Origin of the sequence: Streptomyces albicerus (assembly GCF_008905045.1) — a bacterium.
GTDB lineage: Bacteria > Actinomycetota > Actinomycetes > Streptomycetales > Streptomycetaceae > Streptomyces > Streptomyces albicerus.
This window is the reverse complement of sequence record NZ_VWMY01000086.1, coordinates 18,205-38,210: the sequence shown is the minus strand read 5'-3', so window position 1 is coordinate 38,210 and position 20,006 is coordinate 18,205. Positions and strand designations below refer to the sequence as shown.

The following is a 20,006-nucleotide window of genomic DNA, read 5'->3' as shown; positions in this document are numbered from 1 at the left end:
TTCGGGCTGGCCCGTGAGCTCAACATCGACGCCGAGGGCATCGACATGGGTCCGTCCCCGACGGATGCCGCCCTCGCCGCCGATCTGGTACTGCCGATCGAGGAGCTGGAGCTCACCGTTCGGTCGTACAACTGCCTCAAGCGTGAGGGCATCCACTCCGTGGGTGAGCTCGTCGCCACCTCCGAGGCCGACCTGCTCGACATCCGCAACTTCGGCGCGAAGTCCATCGACGAGGTCAAGGCGAAGCTGGCCGGGATGGGCCTGGGCCTCAAGGACAGCCCGCCCGGATTCGACCCGACCGCCGCCGCCCTCGGTGCCAGCGACGACGCGGACACGGGCTTCGTCGAGACCGAACGGTACTGAGCGCTGCGCCGGGCCGCGAGGGAGCGGAGAAGGCAGAAGAGCCGACGATGAGGAGATGGCACACCGGACGAACGGCACCCCGGTCAAGGACACGCCCCCTCTCTTCGACCAGAGTTCCGGCGGCTCCCAGGACAGCGGTGCGGACGTGGCCCAGTCGGCTGCCGGATGGCCGGTCATTGGTGATGCAGTGAAGCCGGTATGCGCCGTGCAGCACTACCGCACCTTGGGCACCCGGGTGCATTCAAGGCAGACCTCACCGGCCGCCGGCGGGAATCGTCGCGTGGCTCACCGTTCCTGTTCCCCCAACTCCTTGAACTGCTCGAGGTCATTGCGTACGAGCCGTTCGATCGCCGCCGCCTGGGCGAATCCCTTCGGCCCGCCGAACGCCTCCCTGACGATGCCCGGGTCGTACTCGAACCGGGCCTGGACCCGGGTGTGATCCCGGTCGATGGGCAGCAACGAGAAGGATCCCGCCAGGTCGGGACCGCTCGTGGTCCGCCACTCCATCACGCTCTCCTGGCCACGGTCGGTGATCTCGGCCTCGAACTCCTGAGCGCCGCCGCCCGCGTCGACGTCCAGGTGCGCCCGGTGCCCACCACCCTCCGAACGGGCCTGGCGTACCCCGTCCAGGAACCGCGGATAGGTCTCCACGCGGTGGAGGCAGTCCCAGGCCCTGTCGATCGGAACGCCGATGTCGATCTGTTCTTCAAGAGTGCTCATATCGGCCACCTCACAGTTCGCTTCATGGCTTACGGGGCACGCCTCCAGAATGCTCCGGGCGGGGACGGAAGCGCCCCCAGGCGAGCGTGCCCCGCACCGTCACGGCTTTCCCGAGGGAGGCGACGATGCGGGTGTCGGTCGTCTTGCCGGCCGGCCTGCGTGCGGCGTCGCCGGGGACGCCCCGTGACCCCGCAAGCCGGTGCCCCGAGGGGCGCGACGCCGGACATCAGGCTGACCGCGGCCGCGGTGGCGAAGCCGCGCCACCGGAGGAGCGAGAGAGCGATCAACGCGTTCTTTCCGCACTTGATCGTGTGGCTAGCGAACCGCCGCCAGGATGCCCTCGGCCGCCGTTACCGTACGGGGACGGTGAGTTCGCCGCCGCGGTAGAAGCCTTCCCGTTCTTCGACGACGTATGGGGCCATGGCCTCACGTCGCTGCTTCTCCGTGTCGGAGGCGCGCCAGGAGTCGCACGCCTCCTTGGAGTCCCAGAACGACACTCCGGTGATCTCCTGTCCGTCCTCAGACCAGTACGCGTACGCGCGGCGCAGGGTGTGCGGGTACGGGGTCGGGCGCCATGCCCGCTCGAACTCCTTCAAGGTTCCCGGCTTGATGCGGCGCGTCGTCACCCAGACGAAATGCTCCTCCATCGCAGCCTCCTCCGGAACGCCGGTTCGGCTTGACAGCACTCTCTCAAACTACGGTAGATCTGCGGCGCCACTTACGCCTCCACGGCGGCCCGGCGGTCCGCTCCTGGGCATCGAGCGCACCGCCGACTATCCGCAATCCCGGCTGGCCCTGCAGCCCGGCTGCCCTTTTGCCTTCTACACCGACGGACTCGTCGAGATCCGCGACGCCGACATCGTCGTCGGATCGACCGGTTGCGCACCCAACTGGCCCACGGCGGCACCGGCTCCCTGGACGACCTCGCCGACACCCTGCTGCGCGACGCACGCCACTCGGCGAACCGTACGGACGACTCGCCCTGCTCCTCACCCAGTACACCCATGCCCCACCGCCTGTGCCCCCGGCCGGGTGAGCAGCAGCGGGCACCGAACGGCCAGGACAGCGGGTGCGGCCCGTCCCCGGTGCGGCAACGAAGAAGTACGGGCCGGCCCGGGGCACCGTGTCAGCGCTGCGGGACCCGGGCAGGTGCAGTCGGGCGATCCGCCGCACAGCGGCAACCGGATGATGCGGCGGATCCGGTGTCGTGGTGTCTTGGCCGCGTGCTCTGGCGGGCGTACGAAGACGGGTGGGCCGACCGGGATGGCGAAGCGAAGGCTTGGTCGGCCCACCGTGGTCTCGGGGGTTGGGAGGCGGGGCAGGGGCCATCGGCGCCGACGGCGCAGCGCAGATCGTGCGCAGCATGGCGGAGTGCTGCGGGCTGTGGCGCAGACATAGTTGACCAGCCGGTGGCCTCGCGCGCACCTCAACAGTCGCGGGGGCGGCCACCGGCCGGTGCAGGTGCGAGGGGCTGTTACACCATGGGGTCGGTGTCCCCGCTGCCTGTGCCGCCTTGCCGCTCGCTCTGCTCCTTGAGTCGGCGGGCCTTGTCCTTGAGCCGCTGACGCTCATCCGGGTCAGTGGCACGCTCCGCGGCCTGTTCCATCTCCTGCGCCTTCTGGCGCATCTGCTGGGCACGACCGCCGGACTCGCCTGCAACACTCATGATCACTCCTTGGGTGACGGGGGAAGAGCGGGCCACACCAGCGAAACAGCACCCAAGCACCCGCGTATCTCGAACGCTCACCCACCGTCATCCACGCAGCCCCGCCCCCGGCGAGTGAGACTGTCAGTAGGTGGACAGCGTGCTGGTCCGGTCCCGTGGGCGCCCTGGCCTGTCGGCTCAGGCACAGGACCGCCGGCTTCAGTCCGCAGGAGATCGTGATGAACGGCTCGGTACGGATGGGACAACTCCTCGGGGTGCCGCTGCGCATCCACTGGACCGTGCCCCTGCTCGTTTTGCTCTTCGGGTACAGCCTGGGCAGCCAGACGCTCCCCGCTGCGGTCCCGGACAAGTCGAACGCCACCTACACGGTCGCCGGCCTGGCCGGGGCCTTGCTGCTTCTCCGTCGACGTCCCAGGGATGCACCGCGACCAGCAGGGTCTGCTCCGGCCGCACTCCGACCTGTTCGGCGGCGTACTGATACGCGAACGGGGCGGGCTTCCAGCGCCGCGGCCCGTGCACGTCCAGCAGCGCCTCGAAGCGGTCCACCAGCCCGGCCTTGCCGAGCAACTGCTGGGTCAGTGCGGCACTGCCGTTGGTTATCGTCACCAGCCGGAACCCGGCATCGCTCAACTTCCGTACGCCGTCCGGGACGTCGGGATGCACCTCCAAGTGGGCGAAGCCGTCCAGGATGTGCCGGGCAGCGGCTTCGACGTCTCCGACCCAGTTGTCCACGTCCGGCAGGAGGGCCCGCAGTCCGTCCAGGGCGACGGACGCGAAGTCCGCGTACGCTCCCGCGGCGGTCAGTGCGAATCCGTCCCGCAGGGCCCCGGCGAACCAGGTGGGCATCAGATCCGCCGGGGCGCCGACGTCCTCGAAGCGGGCCCGCAGGGGCGTGAGATCGCTGAGCGTCTCGTTCACGTCGAAGACCAGGACCTGCAGATCCCGGGGGCCGTCATAGAAACATGGTCTCCTCCCGTGATGCGCGCCGACTGCCTTGTGCGGGTTACCCAACCGCGGCCGGACGGGGTGTGTCATCCCGCGAGCTTCGACTACCGCCGCAGACCGGGTGCGCGTCGCCGGGTTCATCCGAGTCAACGAACAGCCGCCCGAGCCGCCTGAGAAGCGCCAGGCGGCGCGAAACGGTGAGTGGCCCCAGGCCAGCCGGGCTTCAGCAGCGACGACGACTGGTTCTCCACGAACACCCGGAAGCTGTCCTGCGCCTCGGCATCCCCCGTCTTGGCCGCTATGTCACCGCGGCGAGATTGCCGCCGGACAGGGACAGGGCCTGTACCGCATCCGTGCGGTACAGGCCCCGGCCCCACGGCGGTGGCGATCAGCTCCAGGAGTGCTCGCCCACCAGCAACACGTGCTCCAGCACGTCCTCCATCGGATCGTCCACCTGGCCCACGTTGACCAGTCCGATCCGGGGGCCGTTGTGCGAGGCCGTGTTGGTCTCGTCGGCGTACGCGACCCCCGTCGGCAGCGAGCACACCGCCGCCAGGACCAGCACCCGGGGCAGCCCACGCGCCACAGCCCTCGCCCGCTCATTCGTCATCGCACGGCACCTCATTCATCGGTTCGGCTTCTGATCGGATTCTGCGTCCACCGGTTCATCTGCCGAAACCATGAGAAGGTCACGCCGAGCAACCCATACGTGACCTTCGTGGGCCCAAGGTCGACGTGCTCGGGCGTGGCTCAGCTGTGGCTGTGCAGGATCTCGTTCAGTCCGCCCCAGACCGCGTTGTTCGCGCGGCCTCGACCGTGCCGGTGACCGAGTGGCGGCGGAAGAGGATGTTGGACGTGCCGGACAGCTCGCGATCCCCTCCCAGGTCTCCTCGACGAGGGTCAGCCCCTGCCCGACCGGGCCTTCCTGATCGTTACGCGGTGGAAGTTGCACGGCGGCTGCAGCGAGGAGGTTATCCACAGGACCTTGCCGCATCTGTGGATAACGCGCCGTCGTGTGGACCGTGCCGAGCAGACTCGGCAGGCCGTCGAAGCGGGCGAAGTCGTAGGCGATCGCCGCGACGAGCTCCTCGGCGACGGGGTCGCGCAGGACCGCGTCCTTCTTGCGGTTCGTGGAAGCTGGATGTGGCGGCGAACGTGGGCACGTCTTTAGTGCTTTCGTCCTTGGCGTGCGGTGAGTTGTGTTCGTCACCCGCCCGGTGAGAACGGCCGTATCGCCGTAGACGCGAACCCTGAGTTGAGTCATGAGGTCCATTGCCGAGTGGGTTCCCAGGACTCGACGAGGGAATGGAACTGCTCCTTCGAGGCGATCCCCGACTGGGAGACGATCACCTACTCGTCGGCCATGAAGCCGACGATACGCACAGGATCATTGGCGACGATTGAATCAGACCAGTTCTTCACGAGGCCGCTGAGTCGACCGTCTGCTGCATCTTTGCGTGGTGTCTGAGGGCTCGAATTCGGTCTTTCACTCACATCCAGACCGTAACTGGGTCAAGCCGGCCCAGCGAGCACGGCCAAGGCAACACCCGCTGGGCACTGCCCCAGTGGCAGGCCGATCTCGCGGAGCGGATCGGCGACCTCCCGTACAAACACGCGAGCCACGTCTTCCGGGCGGAACCCGCCGAAACGGAGACGACCGATGTCTGAGCACCATGACCGAGACTGGCGAGCAGGCGACGAGACGGTCTCCCCCATGGGCCCGGGACAGCACACGGCGACGAACAGCTTCAACGGCCGCCGACGAGGGGCTGCGCCCCTTTTTGCGACGTTCAGCAGGGCGGCGGCGAGCCGGTGTTGACCGCGTCGATGGCACGGAGTCGTCCGATCGCCGTCTCCAGGCCGGTGCGGAAGGCATCGGCCTGCTGGGTGGGCAGGTCGGTGACGTTGCACGGTGCGACGCCGAGTCGCTCGGCCAGGCTGCGCTGCGGCGGCACTACCGGCGGCCCACGGTGAGTGGGGCGGCCGACCTTCGCGCAGCCGCTGACAGCGCGGTCCCGCGCAACCGTCCGAGCCTGTCCAGAACGGGCGTATTGCGTCAGCCGGTTCAAGCCGCCGCCAGGAGTGGCCGACCGGTCGGTATCTCGAATGCCTGGGCTGTTCTACGCTAACCGCACAAACGGATCCAGGCCCCGTCCTCGCCGCGCATGTCCCTCCGGAACGGTCTTCCCGCAACCGTCCCGGTTCTCGGCGGGGGCGTCCCCGCGCGAGGCTGCTGCGTGCGGGGAGCCCGCAGAGCCTCGCGCCCGCGGCCGTCGTCGGCTTGGGCGGCTCCAGCCCGGCGACGGCCGCGCCGACCGTAGGACTCGTGCACGGTTCAGATGCGGGTCCGAGACCCGCCTCAGGCGCAGGCCCAGCCTCATGCGGAGGCTTGCAGGGGAGCGGGATACCCAGAGTCCGCGTCCTCGGCCGCCGGAGACATTCGGCGCCGTTCATGGAGAGCCCAGAGGCCACGGCTCTGTCTCTGCACACCCTCCGACACTGAAGACGCTACGGGCCGCGTTCGGCCAGGCCCTGACGACCAGATCCCGCGATGAGGCACCCACGAACCACGCCAGGCGACCGCAGCCGCATCCACAGGCGGCTCCGCGGCTGCGGTCCGTGTCCTCCTGGCCAGTGTCCCCCGGGACGCCTCCCGCCGTCCCGGTCGCCGGGAGGACGATGTGCGGGGACCGTCGCGCGTCTCCGTGCGGCGGTCGTCGCCGGCCCCAGCCCAGGCGACGGCCGCCCTCCACCGGACAGCGGGGTCTCTCGGCCAAGCCGACGTTGCAGCGGCTGGATTACCCAGTCTCACCGCTGATGCACCGCCAGATAGGGCCGTATGACGAAGCCGCCCGCCTGACTCCCCCGTGGCGGGCGGCTCGTGTCCGGCGTCCAGAGATCGTTGACGGCCAGCAGGCAGGCGTCCACGGCATCGCCGCGCCGGCGAACCCGCGCAGCCGCTTCTCGTCCTCCGGCTGCAACGGCCGCCCCTCGAACGACGGCTCTACGACGCCTTCCGCCCCTTCGCGGCCGACGGTGGTCAGTCCTTGCGTCCCGCGCCGCCGAACATGGCCACCTCGGCGCGCAGTTCGGCCTCACCGTCGTCCGGGCGCCACAGGTTGCAGGAGACCACGCCCGGCTCGAGGAGTTCCAGCCCGTCGAAGAACCGGGTGACGGCGGCGGGGGCGCGCTGGGTCAGCTTGGGCGTGCCGTGCTCGTTCCAGAAGGCCACCGCGGCGTCGACGTCGGGCATGTCCGGCCGGGTGATGGTGTGCGAGAGGACGAGGTGGCTGCCCGAGGGCAGCGCGTCCATCAGGCGCCGCACGATGCCGTACGCCTCGGCGTCGTCCTCGATGAAGATGACGACGCCGAGCAGCATCAGTGCCACGGGTCGGCTGAGGTCCAGGGTTTGCGCTGCCTGTTCCAGGATGGCGTCGACGTTGCGCAGGTCGTCGTCGAGGTAGTCGGTGCGCCCTTCCGGCGTGCTGGTCAGCAGCGCGCGGGCGTGGGCGAGCACCAGCGGGTCGTTGTCGACGTAGACGATGCGGGACTCCGGCGCGATCCGCTGGGCGACCTCGTGTGTGTTCTCCGCGGTGGGCAGGCCGGTGCCGATGTCGAGGAACTGCCGTATCCCGCACTCGCCCGCGAGGTGCCGCACGGCGCGCCCGAGGAACAGCCGGTCGGCGCGGGCGTAGTCGCCGATGCCGGGGTGCAGCTTGCGGATCTGGTCCCCGGCCGCCTGGTCGACCTCGTAGTTGTCCTTGCCGCCCAGCCAGTAGTTCCAGATCCGGGCCGTGTGCGGCTGGTCGGTCTTGATTCTGCTGCGCACCTCGCTCGACGCGGCAGGGGTCTCGGTCACGGGATGTCCTCCAGATCAGGACCACAACGGTCAAGGAGCAACCTAGTGGCAGGCGTTGACGACTGCGACTTCTTCCGCACGAACGCCCCGTCCTGCCGAGGCAGGACGGGGCGCCGGGGGATGTGCCGATCCGGGGCGTGCGGGGTGCCCTTCGGATCAACTGCGGTCGGCGACAGGCCGACACATCCCCAACAGCCTTGTCACCAGGGCGCATTAACGCTCAGCATACGGGTGCGAACGCTCCCTTCACTGCGAGGTCACGGCCTTCTTGTATCCGCGGATGAAACCGCCGAGCAGGCTCGCGGTCTTGCGCAGCCCCTCCTGCACCTCGCGCAGCCGCTCCACCTCTTTCGTGCCGAGCTTGACCTCGCAGGCCGCCGACAGCAGCTCCGCGACGAGCCCTGCGGCCTGCACCGCCGGAAGTGTCAGGCGGGGGCACACTGCGCGGCGGGTCATCCCGCAGCGCGTCCGCGGGACAGCACCGTGAGCGTGTCCTCCAGGCGGCCGGCCATCGCGCACAGCATCGCCACCTCGCCGCCCGCCTCCTCGCGGGAACGGGGAGCCGGTGAACGTCAGCTCGATCGCCGTTACCCGCCGCTCGGCGGGCACGCCGATGTCGGCGGCCTTGTTCCGGGCGAGGAAGACCTGCGCCTCGGCGAATCCGGCGAGCATGTGCGCGCACCGCAGCCAAATCACCTCCGGCCCGCCGTTTGTTCCTCCTCGTCCTTCCACTCCTGGTCGGTCGGCAGCCGCTCCAGCAGCCCCATCAGCTTCAGCGCGGCCAGCATGTCGCGCGCGGGGTGCACGCGGTGTCGTAGTCGATGTCCTCACCCACGGCGGCGACGCCTCCACACGCGCGGTACGGCGCGGGGAACCCCGTCAGATCGGGATTCCTGCCTGGTCGAATACGTGCCGGTCCGCGTCCCGGCAGGCCCGGCTGAACTCGGTCTTCGGGCGGGCGTGTGCCTTCGCGCAGGCCGCGACGGTCACCAGCCGTTCCAGGGTGTCCCACACCCTCGGTCCTGCCTCGTCCTCCAACGCATCGCGCAAGGCTTTCAGCAGGGTCCAGGCGTTGAGGAGGTCGGGCGTGCCCGGGGAGAGTACACCGGTGAGGACGAAGTCGTCGGTGGCGTTGGTGGTGGCGCCTGTCATGCGCCGAGCCTCGCGTACAGCGCAGTGCCCAGTCCATGGACTTGCGGGAACTTGCGCGCTGTCCCGGCCGTCGCGCGCCTACGAAGGATCCCCCGAGGTGTCTCCCCGCAATCCTCAGGGGCGACAATGCCGCTCTCAGCGCACCGAGCGGGCACCCCGAGGAGCAAGAGTGGCAAGAGGCCGCAGCGACCGGCTCGCATACAACCAACGTGTCGCCTTCGCAGCCACCAGCCAGATCGTCGGCACCGGTGTTGTACTCAGCCTCATCGCCTGGGGGCTGGACAACTTGACCCACGGATTCTCGTGGATGGCACTGGCAGGGCTCCTCACAGCTTCATGGCTACATGAGGCTGTGATTCGGAATCGCGTGGCAGCAGCGTGGAACCTGCGGGTCTCCGCTGATGACGCCCCCGGGATGAACGGTGCGCCCGCGCCGGCGTACAGCATGAGAGTCGAAAACGACGAAACGAACGTCCCCGGAATGGCAGTGCCTCTCGTCACCGGTGGGATCTTCCTCTTCTCGGACCGCGGCGAAGCCCGCCAGTACCCGCCGTCCGAGATCGTCAAGATCGACCGCAGCCTGCCCGACAACCGCATCCAGATCACCACAACCAGCAGTATCAGGCCCATCATCCTCGTCTACCCCCAGAGCTGGAACGTGCGCACATGGCAGGGCCTCAAGGACCAGGACAGCTTCGAGGCACGTGAGTAGGTGATGCGGTCCCCCCGGCAGGGACTGACTACGAAAGCGGTCAGGCGGTGCTCGAGCGTAGTGGGAGACCAGCCAGAAAACGCCGGAATCAGGCAATAGGCGGGATGCGGTTGGTCCGTTACTGCTGGTCCTTGCCGTAGCTCTTGGGCAGTCGCAGCGCATTGAGCCCTGCCGTCTCTGCGCGCAGCCGCATTCCGGTGTCCGCGGTGACTACCGCGACCGGGGTGCCGGTGATCTGTGCCAGCAGCACCCCTCGTTCGATGATCTCGTCATCGGCGTTGGCCCTGCGGCTGTGCCCGGCTTCGTCCATCAGCACTCAATGCTGACCGCCGGGCGGTTGGGCAGGGGCACCGCCGCGCCGGGTCCGCGCCGTCGAGCGCCTGGTCCAGCATGTGCAGGGCCCGCCTGGCGCGCCGCGACATGTCCTTCGAGCCTTCATGCTGCTTGCGGTCCAGCTCGTCAATCACCAACAGCGGTACGACAAGCCGCACGGCGTCCGTCTTGACCAGCGCGGTCCAGCTGATCATGTCCGGGGGCTGGTAGTGCATGTGCCAACCGGAACGGGGGCACACGTGCTGACCATCCCGGTCGGCCGCTGCGTCCAGGTTGTCTCCACCAACGCCATCATGACGATCAAGTGCGACACATGCGCTAGTTGTATGGGCGGGTCACTGCGCGTGGACGGCCCGGCAGCCACCTTCGTTTGCGCCGAGGGACACACCACGGACGAATGTCGGCTGGAGGCCCGGCGCGTGCGCAACGCGCTCGCGTACGCCGGCACGCCCACCGGTGCCGAAGCAGCAGTCGAGGGCGACTTTCTCGTTACCAGCAGGGCCCACGACGAACAGTCCGATCCCCGGTCCCTGTCCTGCTTCACCGCCGCCTACTTCCGCTGACACCCTGGGCGACGATCGGAGGCGCTGGCGTCACTGCGGTGACGCCTGCTGGGCTGAGCCCCGTCTGGCGGGCGGACGCCGCTTGCCTTCAACTGAGCTGTGGAGCAAGGGCGTTGGACGAGGGCCACGCCTCTTTGGGACGCTGACGTGGCGAGTTCCGCTCCGACCGGTTCACATGCGAATCCGAGCTGTTCGCCGGAGGCCGCGCCGAGCAGCGAACCCGTACGTGCTGTGACACCTGCCGCTCCGCGATCGGGGCGACCCAGCGGAGGGAGGGCACGCTCAACTCCCGGGCGACTTGGGCAGGAAAGCGCGCCGGCCTGGCGCGGCGAACGGGTGCGGGACCTGCTCGGCGAGGTGGACGCCAAGCTCGACCCGGTCGGCCACTGGCCGCCGTGCACCCTCTCACACGGTGAGCCGGAGCTTTCCGGTACGCGGGTGCACGACGGGTGCACCATTGACGTTTTGTCCGCTGATCGTGCAGCTGTAAGCCCCTGTCGGGAGGGTTGTAGGGGCAGATTCCGGTCACGATATTGATATTCCGCTTTCCTCTCCTTCCAGAGGCGGACGAAGTCGCCGGACCGCGGGTGCGGTACCGGGTATCCCTTCTTTCCGTCTTCCGGTTCGCGGGGCATGGCTAGTCGTGCCGGGTGGCGCTCGGCTCTCGGGCTTGAACAGGGCCTGGGAACAGATCCGCTTCTGGTACGCGCAGGAAGAAACCTTTCGCACTCTCCCCTCCTTGTCTTTGCTCGTGGCTACTTCGCTTCCAGTGGGGCATCGGATGTCCCCGGAGGCGCAGGTTCGCTCCCTCCGGCGGCTCCCTCGGGCGAGTTGAGGTGCGGTGGCGAACCTGTCCGAAAGAACGTGGTCCCGATGAATGCTCCCCCTGTCTGTGTGGTCACCGTCGTGATGGTGAACCCTGAACCGGCCCAGACCGTGCTGACCGGCACCGCGCTGACGGCCAAATCCCGCGCGTATGAGGCGGGTGGCGCGCAACGGCCGGCAGCGTCCTGCCGGATGCGGTGAGGCTCCGGTGACTGGCGACGGCGTGTCTTCGGTCCAGGCTCCCGCAGGGGTTGCCGGCCCGGGTGAGTCTGCTGGGAGGTTCCCGCTGCTGTCCGCGCTGACCTGCGCGAAGGATCTGCGCCTGATGGGCCGTGAGATGTTGGCGGGTCTGGCTGCGGAAATCCGCGTGTTTCTCATCGAGAAGGTATGTGCGTCAGGGGGACATCTGGGCCCGAACCTGGGTGTGGTGGAGTTGAGTATCGCCTTGCACCGGGCGTTCGACTCCCCGCGGGACACGCTGTTGTTCGACATCGGTCATCAGGGCTATGTCCACAAGCTCCTGACCGGCCGGGCCGAGGGCTTCGGCGGGCTGCGGCAGGCGGGCGGGCTATCCGGCTACCTCTCCCAGGCGGAGTCGCGGCACGACGTGATCGAGAATTCTCACGCCTCCACGGTCCTGTGTTACGCCGACGGTCTGGCCAAGGCCCACCATCTGGCCGGCGAGAGTGACCGTGTGGTGGTCGCGGTTGTCGGGGACGGTGCGCTGACGGGTGGGATGTGTTGGGAGGCGCTGAACAACCTCGGTGGGGCGCCGCAGCGTCCGGTCGTGATCGTCCTGAACGACAACATGCGTTCCTACGCCCCCACCATCGGTGCCCTGGCCGACCATCTCCAGCACCTGCGGGGCGCAGGTCCCGGCGACATCGACTGGCTGCTCGGGACCAACTCCGGCAACAACGAGCCGCGCAACGGTGCCGGCCCTGACCTGAGCGGCGGGGCAGACCAGGTGAGTACAGGCGGCTGCCGCGGAGACGACGATGTGCTTCCGGGTCCGTCGCCGGTGGCCCGTAATCTCTTCCGCCTGCTCGGCTTCGCCTATTTGGGCCCCGTCGACGGCCACGACGTGCCGTCTTTGGAAAAGGCCCTGTTGATCGCGCGGGGGCTGGGCCGTCCGGTGGTGGTGCACGCGGTGACGGTCAAGGGCCGCGGCTACGCCCCGGCAGAGGGCGACGAGGCGGACTGCATGCATGCGGTCGGTGTCCTTGACCCCGCCACCGGCCGGCGCCTCCAAGGCGGTGGTGCGCCGTCGTGGACCAGCGTGTTCGCCGACGAGTTGGGCAGGCAGGGCGAACGGCACGAGGACATCGTGGCGATCACAGCGGCGATGCCGGGCCCGACCGGTCTGGCCCGCTTCGGCGAGCGGTTTCCTCACCGATTCTTCGACGTCGGCATCGCCGAGCAGCATGCCGTCACGTCTGCTGCGGGCCTGGCGCTGGGCGGATTCCACCCGATCGTCGCGGTCTACGCCACCTTCCTGGGCCGTGCTTTCGACCAGGTGCTGATGGATGTGGCCCTGCACCGGCTGCCGGTGACGTTCGTACTGGACCGGGCGGGGGTGACGGGTCCTGACGGGCCGTCGCATCACGGGATGTGGGACCTGACGCTGCTGGGCGCGATACCGGGGATGCGGGTGGGGGCTCCCCGGGATGCCACCCGGCTGCGGGAACTGCTGGGCGAAGCCGTCGCTCACTCCGGCGGGCCGACCGCGCTGCGGTTCCCCAAAGCCTCTGTTTCCGCCGATATCCCGGCACTGGAACGCCACGGCCCTCTGGAGATCCTGCACCGGGCCATGGCGCGGGATGTGCTGCTGGTGGCCGTGGGGCCACTGGCCGCGCCGGCGGTGGAAGCCGCCCGCTACCTGGAGGAGCAGGGGATCGGTGTGACCGTGGCGGATCCGCGCTGGGTGCTGCCCGTACCACCCGAGCTCACCGGGCTCGCCGTGCGCTACCGGCTGGTGGTGACGGTGGAGGACAACACCCGGGCCGGCGGTGTGGGCACCGCGGTGGCGCGTGCGGTGGCCGATGCGGGTTCCCGTGTGCCGGTGCGGGTGCTGGGCCTGCCGGGACGTTTCGTCTCCCACGGCACCCGCGCCGACATCCTCGCCGCCACCGGGCTCACCGCGCAGGGCATCGCCTACTCCGTCCTGCGCGCCCGTGCCGACCGCCCTCCGCACGAAGGGGGACGGTGATGGCCGCCCGGCCCGCCCTCCCGTACCCGCCCGGCCGATGCGCCCGGTCCACGCCGCGCCAGGACGGCACCCCGACGACAGCAACTGGCCCAACGACTGCGGCAGACAGCGGATATGGGCGCATGCGGGCCGTAGTGGTCCTGGGATCGACCGGCTCGGTCGGCTCACAGGCACTCGATGTCATCACAGCCTTCCCGGACCGCTTCCGCGCGGTCGCGCTCGCCGCAGGCGGTGGCCGCCCCGGTGCGCTGGCCCGTCAGGCCCTGCTGACCGGGGCACAGTTCGTGGCCGTCTCCGCCCCCGGTGCCGTCGCGGACGTCAATGCCGCTCTTGCCTCGCTCGCGCGGGAGACGGACAGGCCCCGCCGTGCTGTGCCCAGGGTGCTGGCGGGCACGGAGGGGTTGGCGGCGGCGGCCGCGTGGCCATGCGACATCGTGCTGAACGCGCTCCCCGGTGCCGCGGGCCTGCCGGCCACGCTGACTGCTTTGGAAGCTGGGCGCCGTGTGGCGCCGGCGAACAAGGAATCCCTGGTCACCGGCGGAGAGTTGATCCGGCGGCTGGCGGGCCCTGGACAGCTTGTACCGGTGGATTCCGAACACAGCGCGATCATGCAGTGCCTTCCCGGCTGGGCGTACGGCTGCCCCGTACCCGGCCTGCGGCGCCTGGTCCTGACGTGCAGCGGCGGCCCCTTCCTCCACCACACCCCCGCGCAGCTGGCGGCCGTCACTCCGGCGCAGGCTCTTGAGCATCCGACCTGGCGGATGGGTCCTCTCGTCACCGTGAACTCCGCGACTCTGGTCAACAAGGGGCTGGAGACCATCGAGGCCCAGATGCTGTTCGGCCTCGGCTATGACCGCATCACGGCCGTCATCCACCCTCAGTCCGCGGTCCATTCGATGGCCGAGTACGCCGACGGCTCCACGCTGGCCCAGGCGGCTCCGCCGGACATGCGCCTGCCCATCGCCGCTGCTCTCGCCTGGCCCCACCGGCCGCCACCCGCCGTCATCCCGCCCCTGGACTGGACCGGGGCGCACACCTGGACCTTCGAGCCCGTCGACGAGGCGCGGTTCCCCGCCCTCGCCCTCGCCCGGCACGCAGGCCTCCTCGGCGGCACCGCCCCGGCCGTGTTCAACGCCGCCAACGAAGAGGCTGCCGCCGCGTTCCTCAACGGCTCTGTCCCCTTCCCCGCCATCGCCGCGGCCATCGAACACGCCCTGAACCACCACCATCCGGTCTCCGACCACGAGCTCACCCTCGACGCCGTACGCGCCGCCGACGCCTGGGCACGCCACCACACCCGAGAGCACCTCCACCAGCCCACCCCCGCATACCAGGCGCAGGAGGTCTGACATGCCGGCCATCGATCTCGGAATCCCCGCCCCGCCTCCCATCACTCCGGTGCGCCGCCGCACCCGGCGAATCCATGTCGGCGATGTCCCCGTCGGCGGCGGCGCACCGGTCTCCGTCCAGACCATGACCACCACCAACACCGCCGACGTCGACGCCACCCTGCGGCAGATCGCCGAGATCACCGCCGCCGGATGCGACATCGTCCGTGTCGCCGTCCCCTCCCAGGACGATGCCGATTCCCTGCCCGCCATCACGAAGAGGTCCCCGATCCCGGTGATCGCGGATATCCACTTCCAGCCGCGCTACGTCTTCGCCGCCCTCGACGCCGGCTGCGCCGCTGTGCGAGTCAACCCGGGCAACATCAAGAAGTTCGACGACAGGGTCGGTGAGATCGCGAAGGCCGCGACGGCGGCCGCAGTGCCGATCCGGATCGGGGTCAATGCCGGATCGCTCGACCCACGCTTGGCCGCCAAGTACGGATCTGCCACCCCCGAGGCACTGGTGGAGTCCGCGCTGTGGGAATGCTCGCTGTTCGAGGAGCACGGCTTCACCGACATGAAGATCGCGATCAAGCACCACGACCCGCTCACCATGATCGCTGCCAACCGCCTCTTGGCCGAACGCTGCGACTACCCGCTGCATCTCGGCGTCACCGAGGCGGGCCCGGCCTTCCAGGGAGCCATCAAGTCCGCCGTCGCCTTCGGCATCCTCCTGTCCGAAGGGATCGGGGACACCATCCGCGTCTCCCTGTCCGCGCCACCCGTCGAGCAGGTCAAAGCCGGCAACCACATCCTGCAGTCCCTCGGTCTGCGTCCGCGGAAGCTGGAGATCGTCTCCTGCCCCGGCTGCGGCCGACTCCAAGTCGACATCCACCGGCTCGCCAGCCAAGTCGAAGCCGCATTCGACGGTTTCCCCCACCCCTTGCGCGTCGCCGTCATGGGCTGCGTCGTCAACGGCCCCGGCGAATCCCGCGAAGCCGACCTCGGTGTCTCCTGCGGCAACGGCAAGGGCCAGATCTTCGTCCGCGGACAGGTCCTGCGCACCGTCCCCGAGGCCCATATCGTCGCGGCCCTCGTCGAGGAGGCTCTGCGGCTGACGGCACACCCCGACTCCTCGCAGGCAGGTGAAGCACGGTGACCGTGACCTCCCCGGCAGCCGAGCCCATGGACCTGGCCGCCGTACAAGCCTGCGTCGACGACGTACTGCGAGGCTTCCTGGACGCCAAGGCCGCCACCGCCGCGGCCCAGGGGCTGCCTGAGGACATCCCTCGTGCGCTGCGGGATTTCCTGCTGGCCGGCGGGAAACGGCTGCGCCCGCTGCTGTGCGTCATCGGCTGGCGCGCCGCGGGCGGCCGACGCAACACCACCCCTGTCGTGCGGACGGCGGCGGCGCTGGAGCTGTTCCATGCCTTCTGCCTGATCCATGACGACATCGTGGACCGCTCGGCCACCCGCCGCGGACGGCCCACCGTCCACCGCGCCCTCGCGTCCGGGCACCCGGCCCCGGACAGCGCTGACGCTGCCTGGTGGGGGACCTGTGGCGCGATCCTGACCGGCGACATGGCCCTGGCCTGGTCCGAAGAGCTCCTGCACACCGCCAACCACCCCCCTGCCCGCCGCGCCGCCCTCCACAAAGTGCTCCAGGAGATGCGGGACGAGGTCATCTACGGCCAGTACCTGGACCTGCTGGCTCCCCTCGCCCCCGCCACCGACGTGAACGCCGCCCTGCGGGTGATCCGCTACAAAACCGCGAAGTACACCTTCGAACGCCCCCTGCACATCGGCGCCGTCCTCGCCGGAGCAGGCCCTGGCCTCCTGGACACCCTGTCCTCTCTCGCGCTGCCGCTGGGTGAGGCTTTCCAGCTCCGCGACGATCTGCTGGGTGTCTTCGGCGATCCCAGCCGGACCGGCAAGCCCGTCCTGGACGACCTGCGGGAGGGCAAGCGCACCGCCCTGCTCGCCCTGGCCGCCCAGCGCGCCACCCCCGCCCAACAGGCGCTCCTGGCAGGCCTGGTGGGCAACCCGGTCCTCGACGAAGCAGGCGCCGCCCGCATCCGCGACGTCCTTCAGGCCACCGGTGCCCGTACCACCGTGGAAGGCATGATCGCCGCACGGTACGAGCAAGCCCTGGCCGTGCTGGAGGACACTGCCATCCCGCCCGCTGTGGCCGTCACCCTGCGCCGCATCGCGGCCCGGACCACGGAGCGCACCTCATGACCGGCCGCAGGCGGCGTGTTCTGCTTGCCGCCCCGCGCGGAGTCTGCGCCGGGGTGGACCGGGCGATCGCCACCGTGCACAGAGCCCTGGAACTGTACGGCGCGCCCGTCTACGTACGCCACGAGATCGTGCACAACAAGTACGTCGTGAAGACCCTGGAGAAGAAGGGCGCGATCTTCGTCGACGAGACCGAAGAGGTGCCCGAGGGCAACATCGTCATCTTCTCGGCGCACGGCGTCGCCCCCCTCGTCCGCGAAGAGGCCGAGCGCGGCAAGCTCGCCACCATCGACGCGACCTGCCCGCTGGTCACCAAGGTCCACAAGGAGGCCGTCCACTTTGCCAAGGCGGGCTACGACATCCTCCTGATCGGCCACGCGGGCCACGAAGAGGTCATCGGCACGAGCGGCGAGGCGCCCGATCACATCACCCTCGTCGACGGCCCCGAAGACGTGCAGAACGTCGAGGTACGCGACCCCGACAAGGTCGTCTGGCTCTCCCAGACCACGCTCTCGGTCGACGAGACCATGGAGATCGTGGACGCCCTCAAGGGCCGCTTCCCCAACCTCCTCTCGCCGCCCAGCGACGACATCTGCTACGCCACCCAGAACCGCCAGACCGCCGTGAAGCAGATGGGCGCCGAGGCCGACCTCGTCATCGTCGTCGGCTCCAGGAACTCCTCGAACTCGGTCCGCCTCGTCGAGGTGGCGCTGGGCGCCGACGCCCGCGACGCCCACCTGGTCGACCAACCCGAGGAGATCGACGAGACCTGGCTGGAGGGCGTCGGCACGGTCGGCGTCACCTCCGGCGCCTCCGTCCCCGAGATCCTCGTGCACGGCGTCCTGGACTGGCTCGCCCAGCGCGGCTACGAGGACGTCGAGACGATCACGGCCGCCGAGGAACACCAACGGTTCGCCCTGCCGCGGGAACTCGCGGCACCCGCCGGCCCGCCGCAACCTCGCGCGCCGGGAGCGTGGCATACCCGCCAGGCCGGTTCCAACACCACTGCCGAAGGACCGACATGACAGCCGTGAAGGACACCCTCTCCATCCCACCGATCTATTCGCCGTTCCTGCCCGCCATCCACCGCTCCCACGACCGGATCCAGCAACGCAGCAGCGTATGGGCCCACCAGTGGAACATCGGCTCGCCGCAGCTGCGCTCCCACCTCGTCCGCCATGACATCGGCACCTTCGCCGCCCGCGTGCTGCCCGACGGCGACGAGGACGTTGTCCAGATCCTGGCCGACTTCATCATCTGGCTCTTCGGCGTGGACGACGGGATGTGCGAGGAAGGCCCGCTCGGGCACCGGCCCGGCGAACTGTCCGCTTCGCTCTCCAGGCTGCTGCGCGTCGCGCAACAGCCGTCGGCTCCCATGCTGAGCGGAGACCCGCTCGCCGAGGGCCTGCGCGATCTGCGACGGCGGTTGGCCGAGCACGCGAGCCCCTACCAGTTGGCCCGCTGGGTCGAAGGCACCCGCGCCTACTTCTTCTCGCTGATCTGGGAGGCCCATCACCGCAGTCACGGCACCACCCCGGGCCTCAACGACTACGCGCTCATCCGGATGTACAACGGGGCGGCCACGGCTGCCGAACCGTTCCTGGAGATCGCCCGCGGCTATCAGTTGCATCCGCGCGAGCGCCACCATCCCGTCGTCGAGGCTCTCGCCGAGATGGCCTTCCTCATCATCGGCTGGGACAACGACATCTTCTCGTTCCACAAGGAGGGCCGTGGGCCGCACTTCGTCATGAACGCCGTCCGGGTCGTGCACGCCACCCGCCCGGGCAGCCTGAGCGGTGCGCTGTCCCAGGTCATCAGCCACCGCGACCGTGCCACCGCCCACTTCCTGCGCATCGGCCGCGACCACGCACCGGAGTTGACCCACCATCAGCACCGCTATGCGCGAGACCTTGCCGCCTTCATCCGCGGCAACCAGGACTGGGGTATCAGCTCGGACCGCTACATCAACCCGGCCGATCCCGCCGATCTGCCCAGCGAGTTCACCACCGTCCCCACCGACGACAGCCCCGACCCATTGCCGATCCCCGCGGTGCGAGGGTGGTGGCGGCTGTGAGCGGACACCCGCAGCGCACAACCCGCGCCCAGCACCGCGCCGCCGTCCGCAGGGTGCGCCCGGTACACGTCTGGGCCGCAGCGGGCACGCTGTGCCTGGCGGCGCAACTGGCCCTGCTCGTCCGCTGGTTGGCGGACCGGGGGTACCGCCTGACAGGAGGATCCCGCCCCGCCGCCCCGGCGACGACGTTGGTCCTGCAAGGCCTCTTCTCGGCCCTGTGCCTCGCCGTCCTCGTGCTCCTGATCCGGCTGGCATGGCGCCAGAGCCGCGCCGAGAGGCGGCTGTCCTTCGACGCGGCCGGCATCATCGGTTTTCTCCTGGCCACGTGGCTCGACCCGGTACAGAATTACCTGCAGCCGGTCTTCGTGCAGAACACGTACGCCCTGACTCCCGCCGCCTCCTGGGGCCCGTATCTGCCCGGCTGGCAGGGCAGCGATCCGCACACGGTTACCTGGCTGTGGCTTCCGCTCCTGCCCATGTACGGGGCCTTCTACGCCGCGGTGATCCTGATCAGCCAGATGATGCAGCGGATTCGCGCCCGTCACCCGCAGTGGTCCGAGGCGCGCCTGTACGGAGCGTCGTATCTGATCTCGTATGCCTCGGTGGCGGCACTCACCCAGATCTATCCGCTGCTCGCCGTCGGGGTGTGGGGGCACGCGATCCCCGAGCTGACGCTGTTCAGCGGCCGCTGGTACCAATGGCCGCTCTACGAAGCCCCGGTGACGGCCCTGGTCGTCCTGCTCCCGTCGATCCTGCGCCATCAGCACCTCACCGGCGGCAACAGCCTGGTGGAGCGTGGCATGGACCAGATGCCGGCCGCCCGCCGGTCCTGGGCGCGCGGGCTCGCCGTCACCGCCTTCATGAACGGAGCGGTCCTGCTCTACATGCTGATCCAGATCCTGTTGTCCTTGCTGCCGGGGATCTCCCCGCAGAGCCTTCCTGCCCACTTCAGTACGACTTTCTGACCGCCACGTCGCGCGCTGCGGCCGACGCGCCCCCGCCCGCTGAACAGCGTACGCAGG

The 20,006-nt window shown here is 69.5% G+C and carries 23 protein-coding genes and 2 pseudogenes; 12 read left to right on the top strand and 13 right to left on the bottom strand.

What is annotated here, in order from left to right; all coding sequences use genetic code 11:
- The coding region (locus GAS53_RS46980; protein ID WP_318724095.1) for a DNA-directed RNA polymerase subunit alpha C-terminal domain-containing protein at positions 1-363 on the top strand (363 nt) is incomplete at its 5' end.
- Between the two features lie 285 nt (positions 364-648).
- On the opposite strand, the gene GAS53_RS46975 is transcribed toward GAS53_RS46980, so the two are convergent.
- Together GAS53_RS46975 and GAS53_RS46970 are read right to left on the bottom strand one after the other, a co-directional pair.
- Positions 649-1,083: an SRPBCC family protein gene (locus tag GAS53_RS46975; RefSeq protein WP_151483915.1), complete on the bottom strand. Its 435-nt coding sequence runs from the start codon at positions 1,081-1,083 to the stop codon at positions 649-651.
- A 350-nt stretch (positions 1,084-1,433) separates the two neighbouring features.
- Positions 1,434-1,730, bottom strand: coding sequence for a hypothetical protein (locus tag GAS53_RS46970; RefSeq protein ID WP_151483914.1), 297 nt, complete (start codon positions 1,728-1,730; stop codon positions 1,434-1,436).
- Here GAS53_RS46970 and GAS53_RS57225 point away from each other — a divergent pair.
- A pseudogene (locus GAS53_RS57225) lies at positions 1,693-1,881 on the top strand (hypothetical protein); the annotation flags it as partial. The gene GAS53_RS46970 and the pseudogene GAS53_RS57225 sit on opposite strands and share 38 nt — an antisense overlap.
- A gap of 23 nt (positions 1,882-1,904) precedes the next feature.
- Here the strand turns inward: GAS53_RS57225 and GAS53_RS57850 are convergent.
- The 9 genes and pseudogenes from GAS53_RS57850 to GAS53_RS46925 all read right to left on the bottom strand — a co-directional run bounded on the left by GAS53_RS57850 (position 1,905) and on the right by GAS53_RS46925 (position 8,705).
- Positions 1,905-2,039 (bottom strand): hypothetical protein, encoded by a 135-nt coding sequence (locus tag GAS53_RS57850; RefSeq protein WP_263974236.1) that lies wholly within the window; start codon positions 2,037-2,039, stop codon positions 1,905-1,907.
- 518 nt (positions 2,040-2,557) lie between these two features.
- Entirely contained in the window at positions 2,558-2,749 is a 192-nt protein-coding gene (locus GAS53_RS46960; protein WP_151483913.1) for a DUF6381 family protein, read from the bottom strand.
- 198 nt (positions 2,750-2,947) lie between these two features.
- Complete coding sequence (locus GAS53_RS46955; RefSeq protein WP_404829421.1) at positions 2,948-3,679, bottom strand: haloacid dehalogenase type II; 732 nt, start codon at positions 3,677-3,679, stop codon at positions 2,948-2,950.
- 403 nt (positions 3,680-4,082) lie between these two features.
- Positions 4,083-4,304, bottom strand: a complete 222-nt coding sequence (locus GAS53_RS46950; RefSeq protein ID WP_151483911.1) for a hypothetical protein — start codon at positions 4,302-4,304, stop codon at positions 4,083-4,085.
- A 140-nt stretch (positions 4,305-4,444) separates the two neighbouring features.
- Positions 4,445-4,569, bottom strand: a pseudogene (locus tag GAS53_RS46945) (2,3,4,5-tetrahydropyridine-2,6-dicarboxylate N-succinyltransferase); the annotation flags it as partial.
- Positions 4,570-5,484: 915 nt separating this feature from the next.
- Positions 5,485-5,649 carry a hypothetical protein gene (locus GAS53_RS55725; protein ID WP_192583594.1) on the bottom strand — a complete coding sequence of 55 codons (165 nt, stop codon included), beginning with the start codon at positions 5,647-5,649 and terminating at the stop codon, positions 5,485-5,487.
- Between the two features lie 1,085 nt (positions 5,650-6,734).
- Positions 6,735-7,553 carry an SAM-dependent methyltransferase gene (locus GAS53_RS46935; RefSeq protein ID WP_151483910.1) on the bottom strand — a complete coding sequence of 273 codons (819 nt, stop codon included), beginning with the start codon at positions 7,551-7,553 and terminating at the stop codon, positions 6,735-6,737.
- 246 nt (positions 7,554-7,799) lie between these two features.
- Complete coding sequence (locus GAS53_RS46930) at positions 7,800-8,225, bottom strand: hypothetical protein (RefSeq protein WP_151483909.1); 426 nt, start codon at positions 8,223-8,225, stop codon at positions 7,800-7,802.
- Positions 8,226-8,432: 207 nt separating this feature from the next.
- Positions 8,433-8,705: a hypothetical protein gene (locus tag GAS53_RS46925; RefSeq protein WP_151483908.1), complete on the bottom strand. Its 273-nt coding sequence runs from the start codon at positions 8,703-8,705 to the stop codon at positions 8,433-8,435.
- Between the two features lie 169 nt (positions 8,706-8,874).
- Between GAS53_RS46925 and GAS53_RS46920 the strand changes: the two genes are divergently transcribed.
- Entirely contained in the window at positions 8,875-9,417 is a 543-nt protein-coding gene (locus GAS53_RS46920; RefSeq protein ID WP_151483907.1) for a hypothetical protein, read from the top strand.
- Between the two features lie 118 nt (positions 9,418-9,535).
- On the opposite strand, the gene GAS53_RS46915 is transcribed toward GAS53_RS46920, so the two are convergent.
- Together GAS53_RS46915 and GAS53_RS58630 are read right to left on the bottom strand one after the other, a co-directional pair.
- Positions 9,536-9,727, bottom strand: coding sequence for a hypothetical protein (locus tag GAS53_RS46915; RefSeq protein ID WP_151483906.1), 192 nt, complete (start codon positions 9,725-9,727; stop codon positions 9,536-9,538).
- A complete protein-coding gene (locus GAS53_RS58630; protein WP_225859549.1) occupies positions 9,687-9,944 on the bottom strand; it encodes a PIN domain-containing protein in 258 nt (85 codons plus the stop codon). The genes GAS53_RS46915 and GAS53_RS58630 overlap by 41 nt, the downstream gene beginning before the upstream one ends.
- On the opposite strand from GAS53_RS58630, the gene GAS53_RS46905 reads away from it, so the two are divergent.
- From GAS53_RS46905 to GAS53_RS46870, 9 genes are all read left to right on the top strand, one after another.
- A complete protein-coding gene (locus GAS53_RS46905; RefSeq protein WP_192583596.1) occupies positions 9,855-10,313 on the top strand; it encodes a hypothetical protein in 459 nt (152 codons plus the stop codon). The genes GAS53_RS58630 and GAS53_RS46905 overlap by 90 nt on opposite strands.
- An 873-nt stretch (positions 10,314-11,186) precedes the next feature.
- The gene (locus GAS53_RS55720; RefSeq protein ID WP_192583595.1) at positions 11,187-11,339 is read left to right on the top strand and encodes a hypothetical protein; all 153 of its coding nucleotides are present in this window, start codon (positions 11,187-11,189) and stop codon (positions 11,337-11,339) included.
- A gap of 124 nt (positions 11,340-11,463) precedes the next feature.
- Positions 11,464-13,347, top strand: coding sequence for a 1-deoxy-D-xylulose-5-phosphate synthase (locus tag GAS53_RS46900; RefSeq protein WP_450165183.1), 1,884 nt, complete (start codon positions 11,464-11,466; stop codon positions 13,345-13,347).
- A 122-nt stretch (positions 13,348-13,469) separates the two neighbouring features.
- Positions 13,470-14,696, top strand: a complete 1,227-nt coding sequence (dxr, locus tag GAS53_RS46895; protein ID WP_151483902.1) for a 1-deoxy-D-xylulose-5-phosphate reductoisomerase — start codon at positions 13,470-13,472, stop codon at positions 14,694-14,696.
- 1 nt (position 14,697) lies between these two features.
- Complete coding sequence (gene ispG / locus GAS53_RS46890) at positions 14,698-15,834, top strand: flavodoxin-dependent (E)-4-hydroxy-3-methylbut-2-enyl-diphosphate synthase (RefSeq protein ID WP_151483901.1); 1,137 nt, start codon at positions 14,698-14,700, stop codon at positions 15,832-15,834.
- A complete protein-coding gene (locus tag GAS53_RS46885; protein WP_225859547.1) occupies positions 15,831-16,913 on the top strand; it encodes a polyprenyl synthetase family protein in 1,083 nt (360 codons plus the stop codon). Before ispG ends, GAS53_RS46885 begins: the two co-directional genes overlap by 4 nt.
- On the top strand, positions 16,910-17,935 hold the full coding sequence (locus GAS53_RS46880; RefSeq protein WP_151483900.1) for a 4-hydroxy-3-methylbut-2-enyl diphosphate reductase: 1,026 nt from the start codon (positions 16,910-16,912) through the stop codon (positions 17,933-17,935). Before GAS53_RS46885 ends, GAS53_RS46880 begins: the two co-directional genes overlap by 4 nt.
- Positions 17,932-18,984: a selina-4(15),7(11)-diene synthase gene (locus GAS53_RS46875; protein WP_151483899.1), complete on the top strand. Its 1,053-nt coding sequence runs from the start codon at positions 17,932-17,934 to the stop codon at positions 18,982-18,984. The genes GAS53_RS46880 and GAS53_RS46875 overlap by 4 nt, the downstream gene beginning before the upstream one ends.
- A complete protein-coding gene (locus GAS53_RS46870) occupies positions 18,981-19,949 on the top strand; it encodes a spirocyclase AveC family protein (RefSeq protein ID WP_192583593.1) in 969 nt (322 codons plus the stop codon). Before GAS53_RS46875 ends, GAS53_RS46870 begins: the two co-directional genes overlap by 4 nt.
- Positions 19,950-20,006 lie beyond the last annotated feature (57 nt).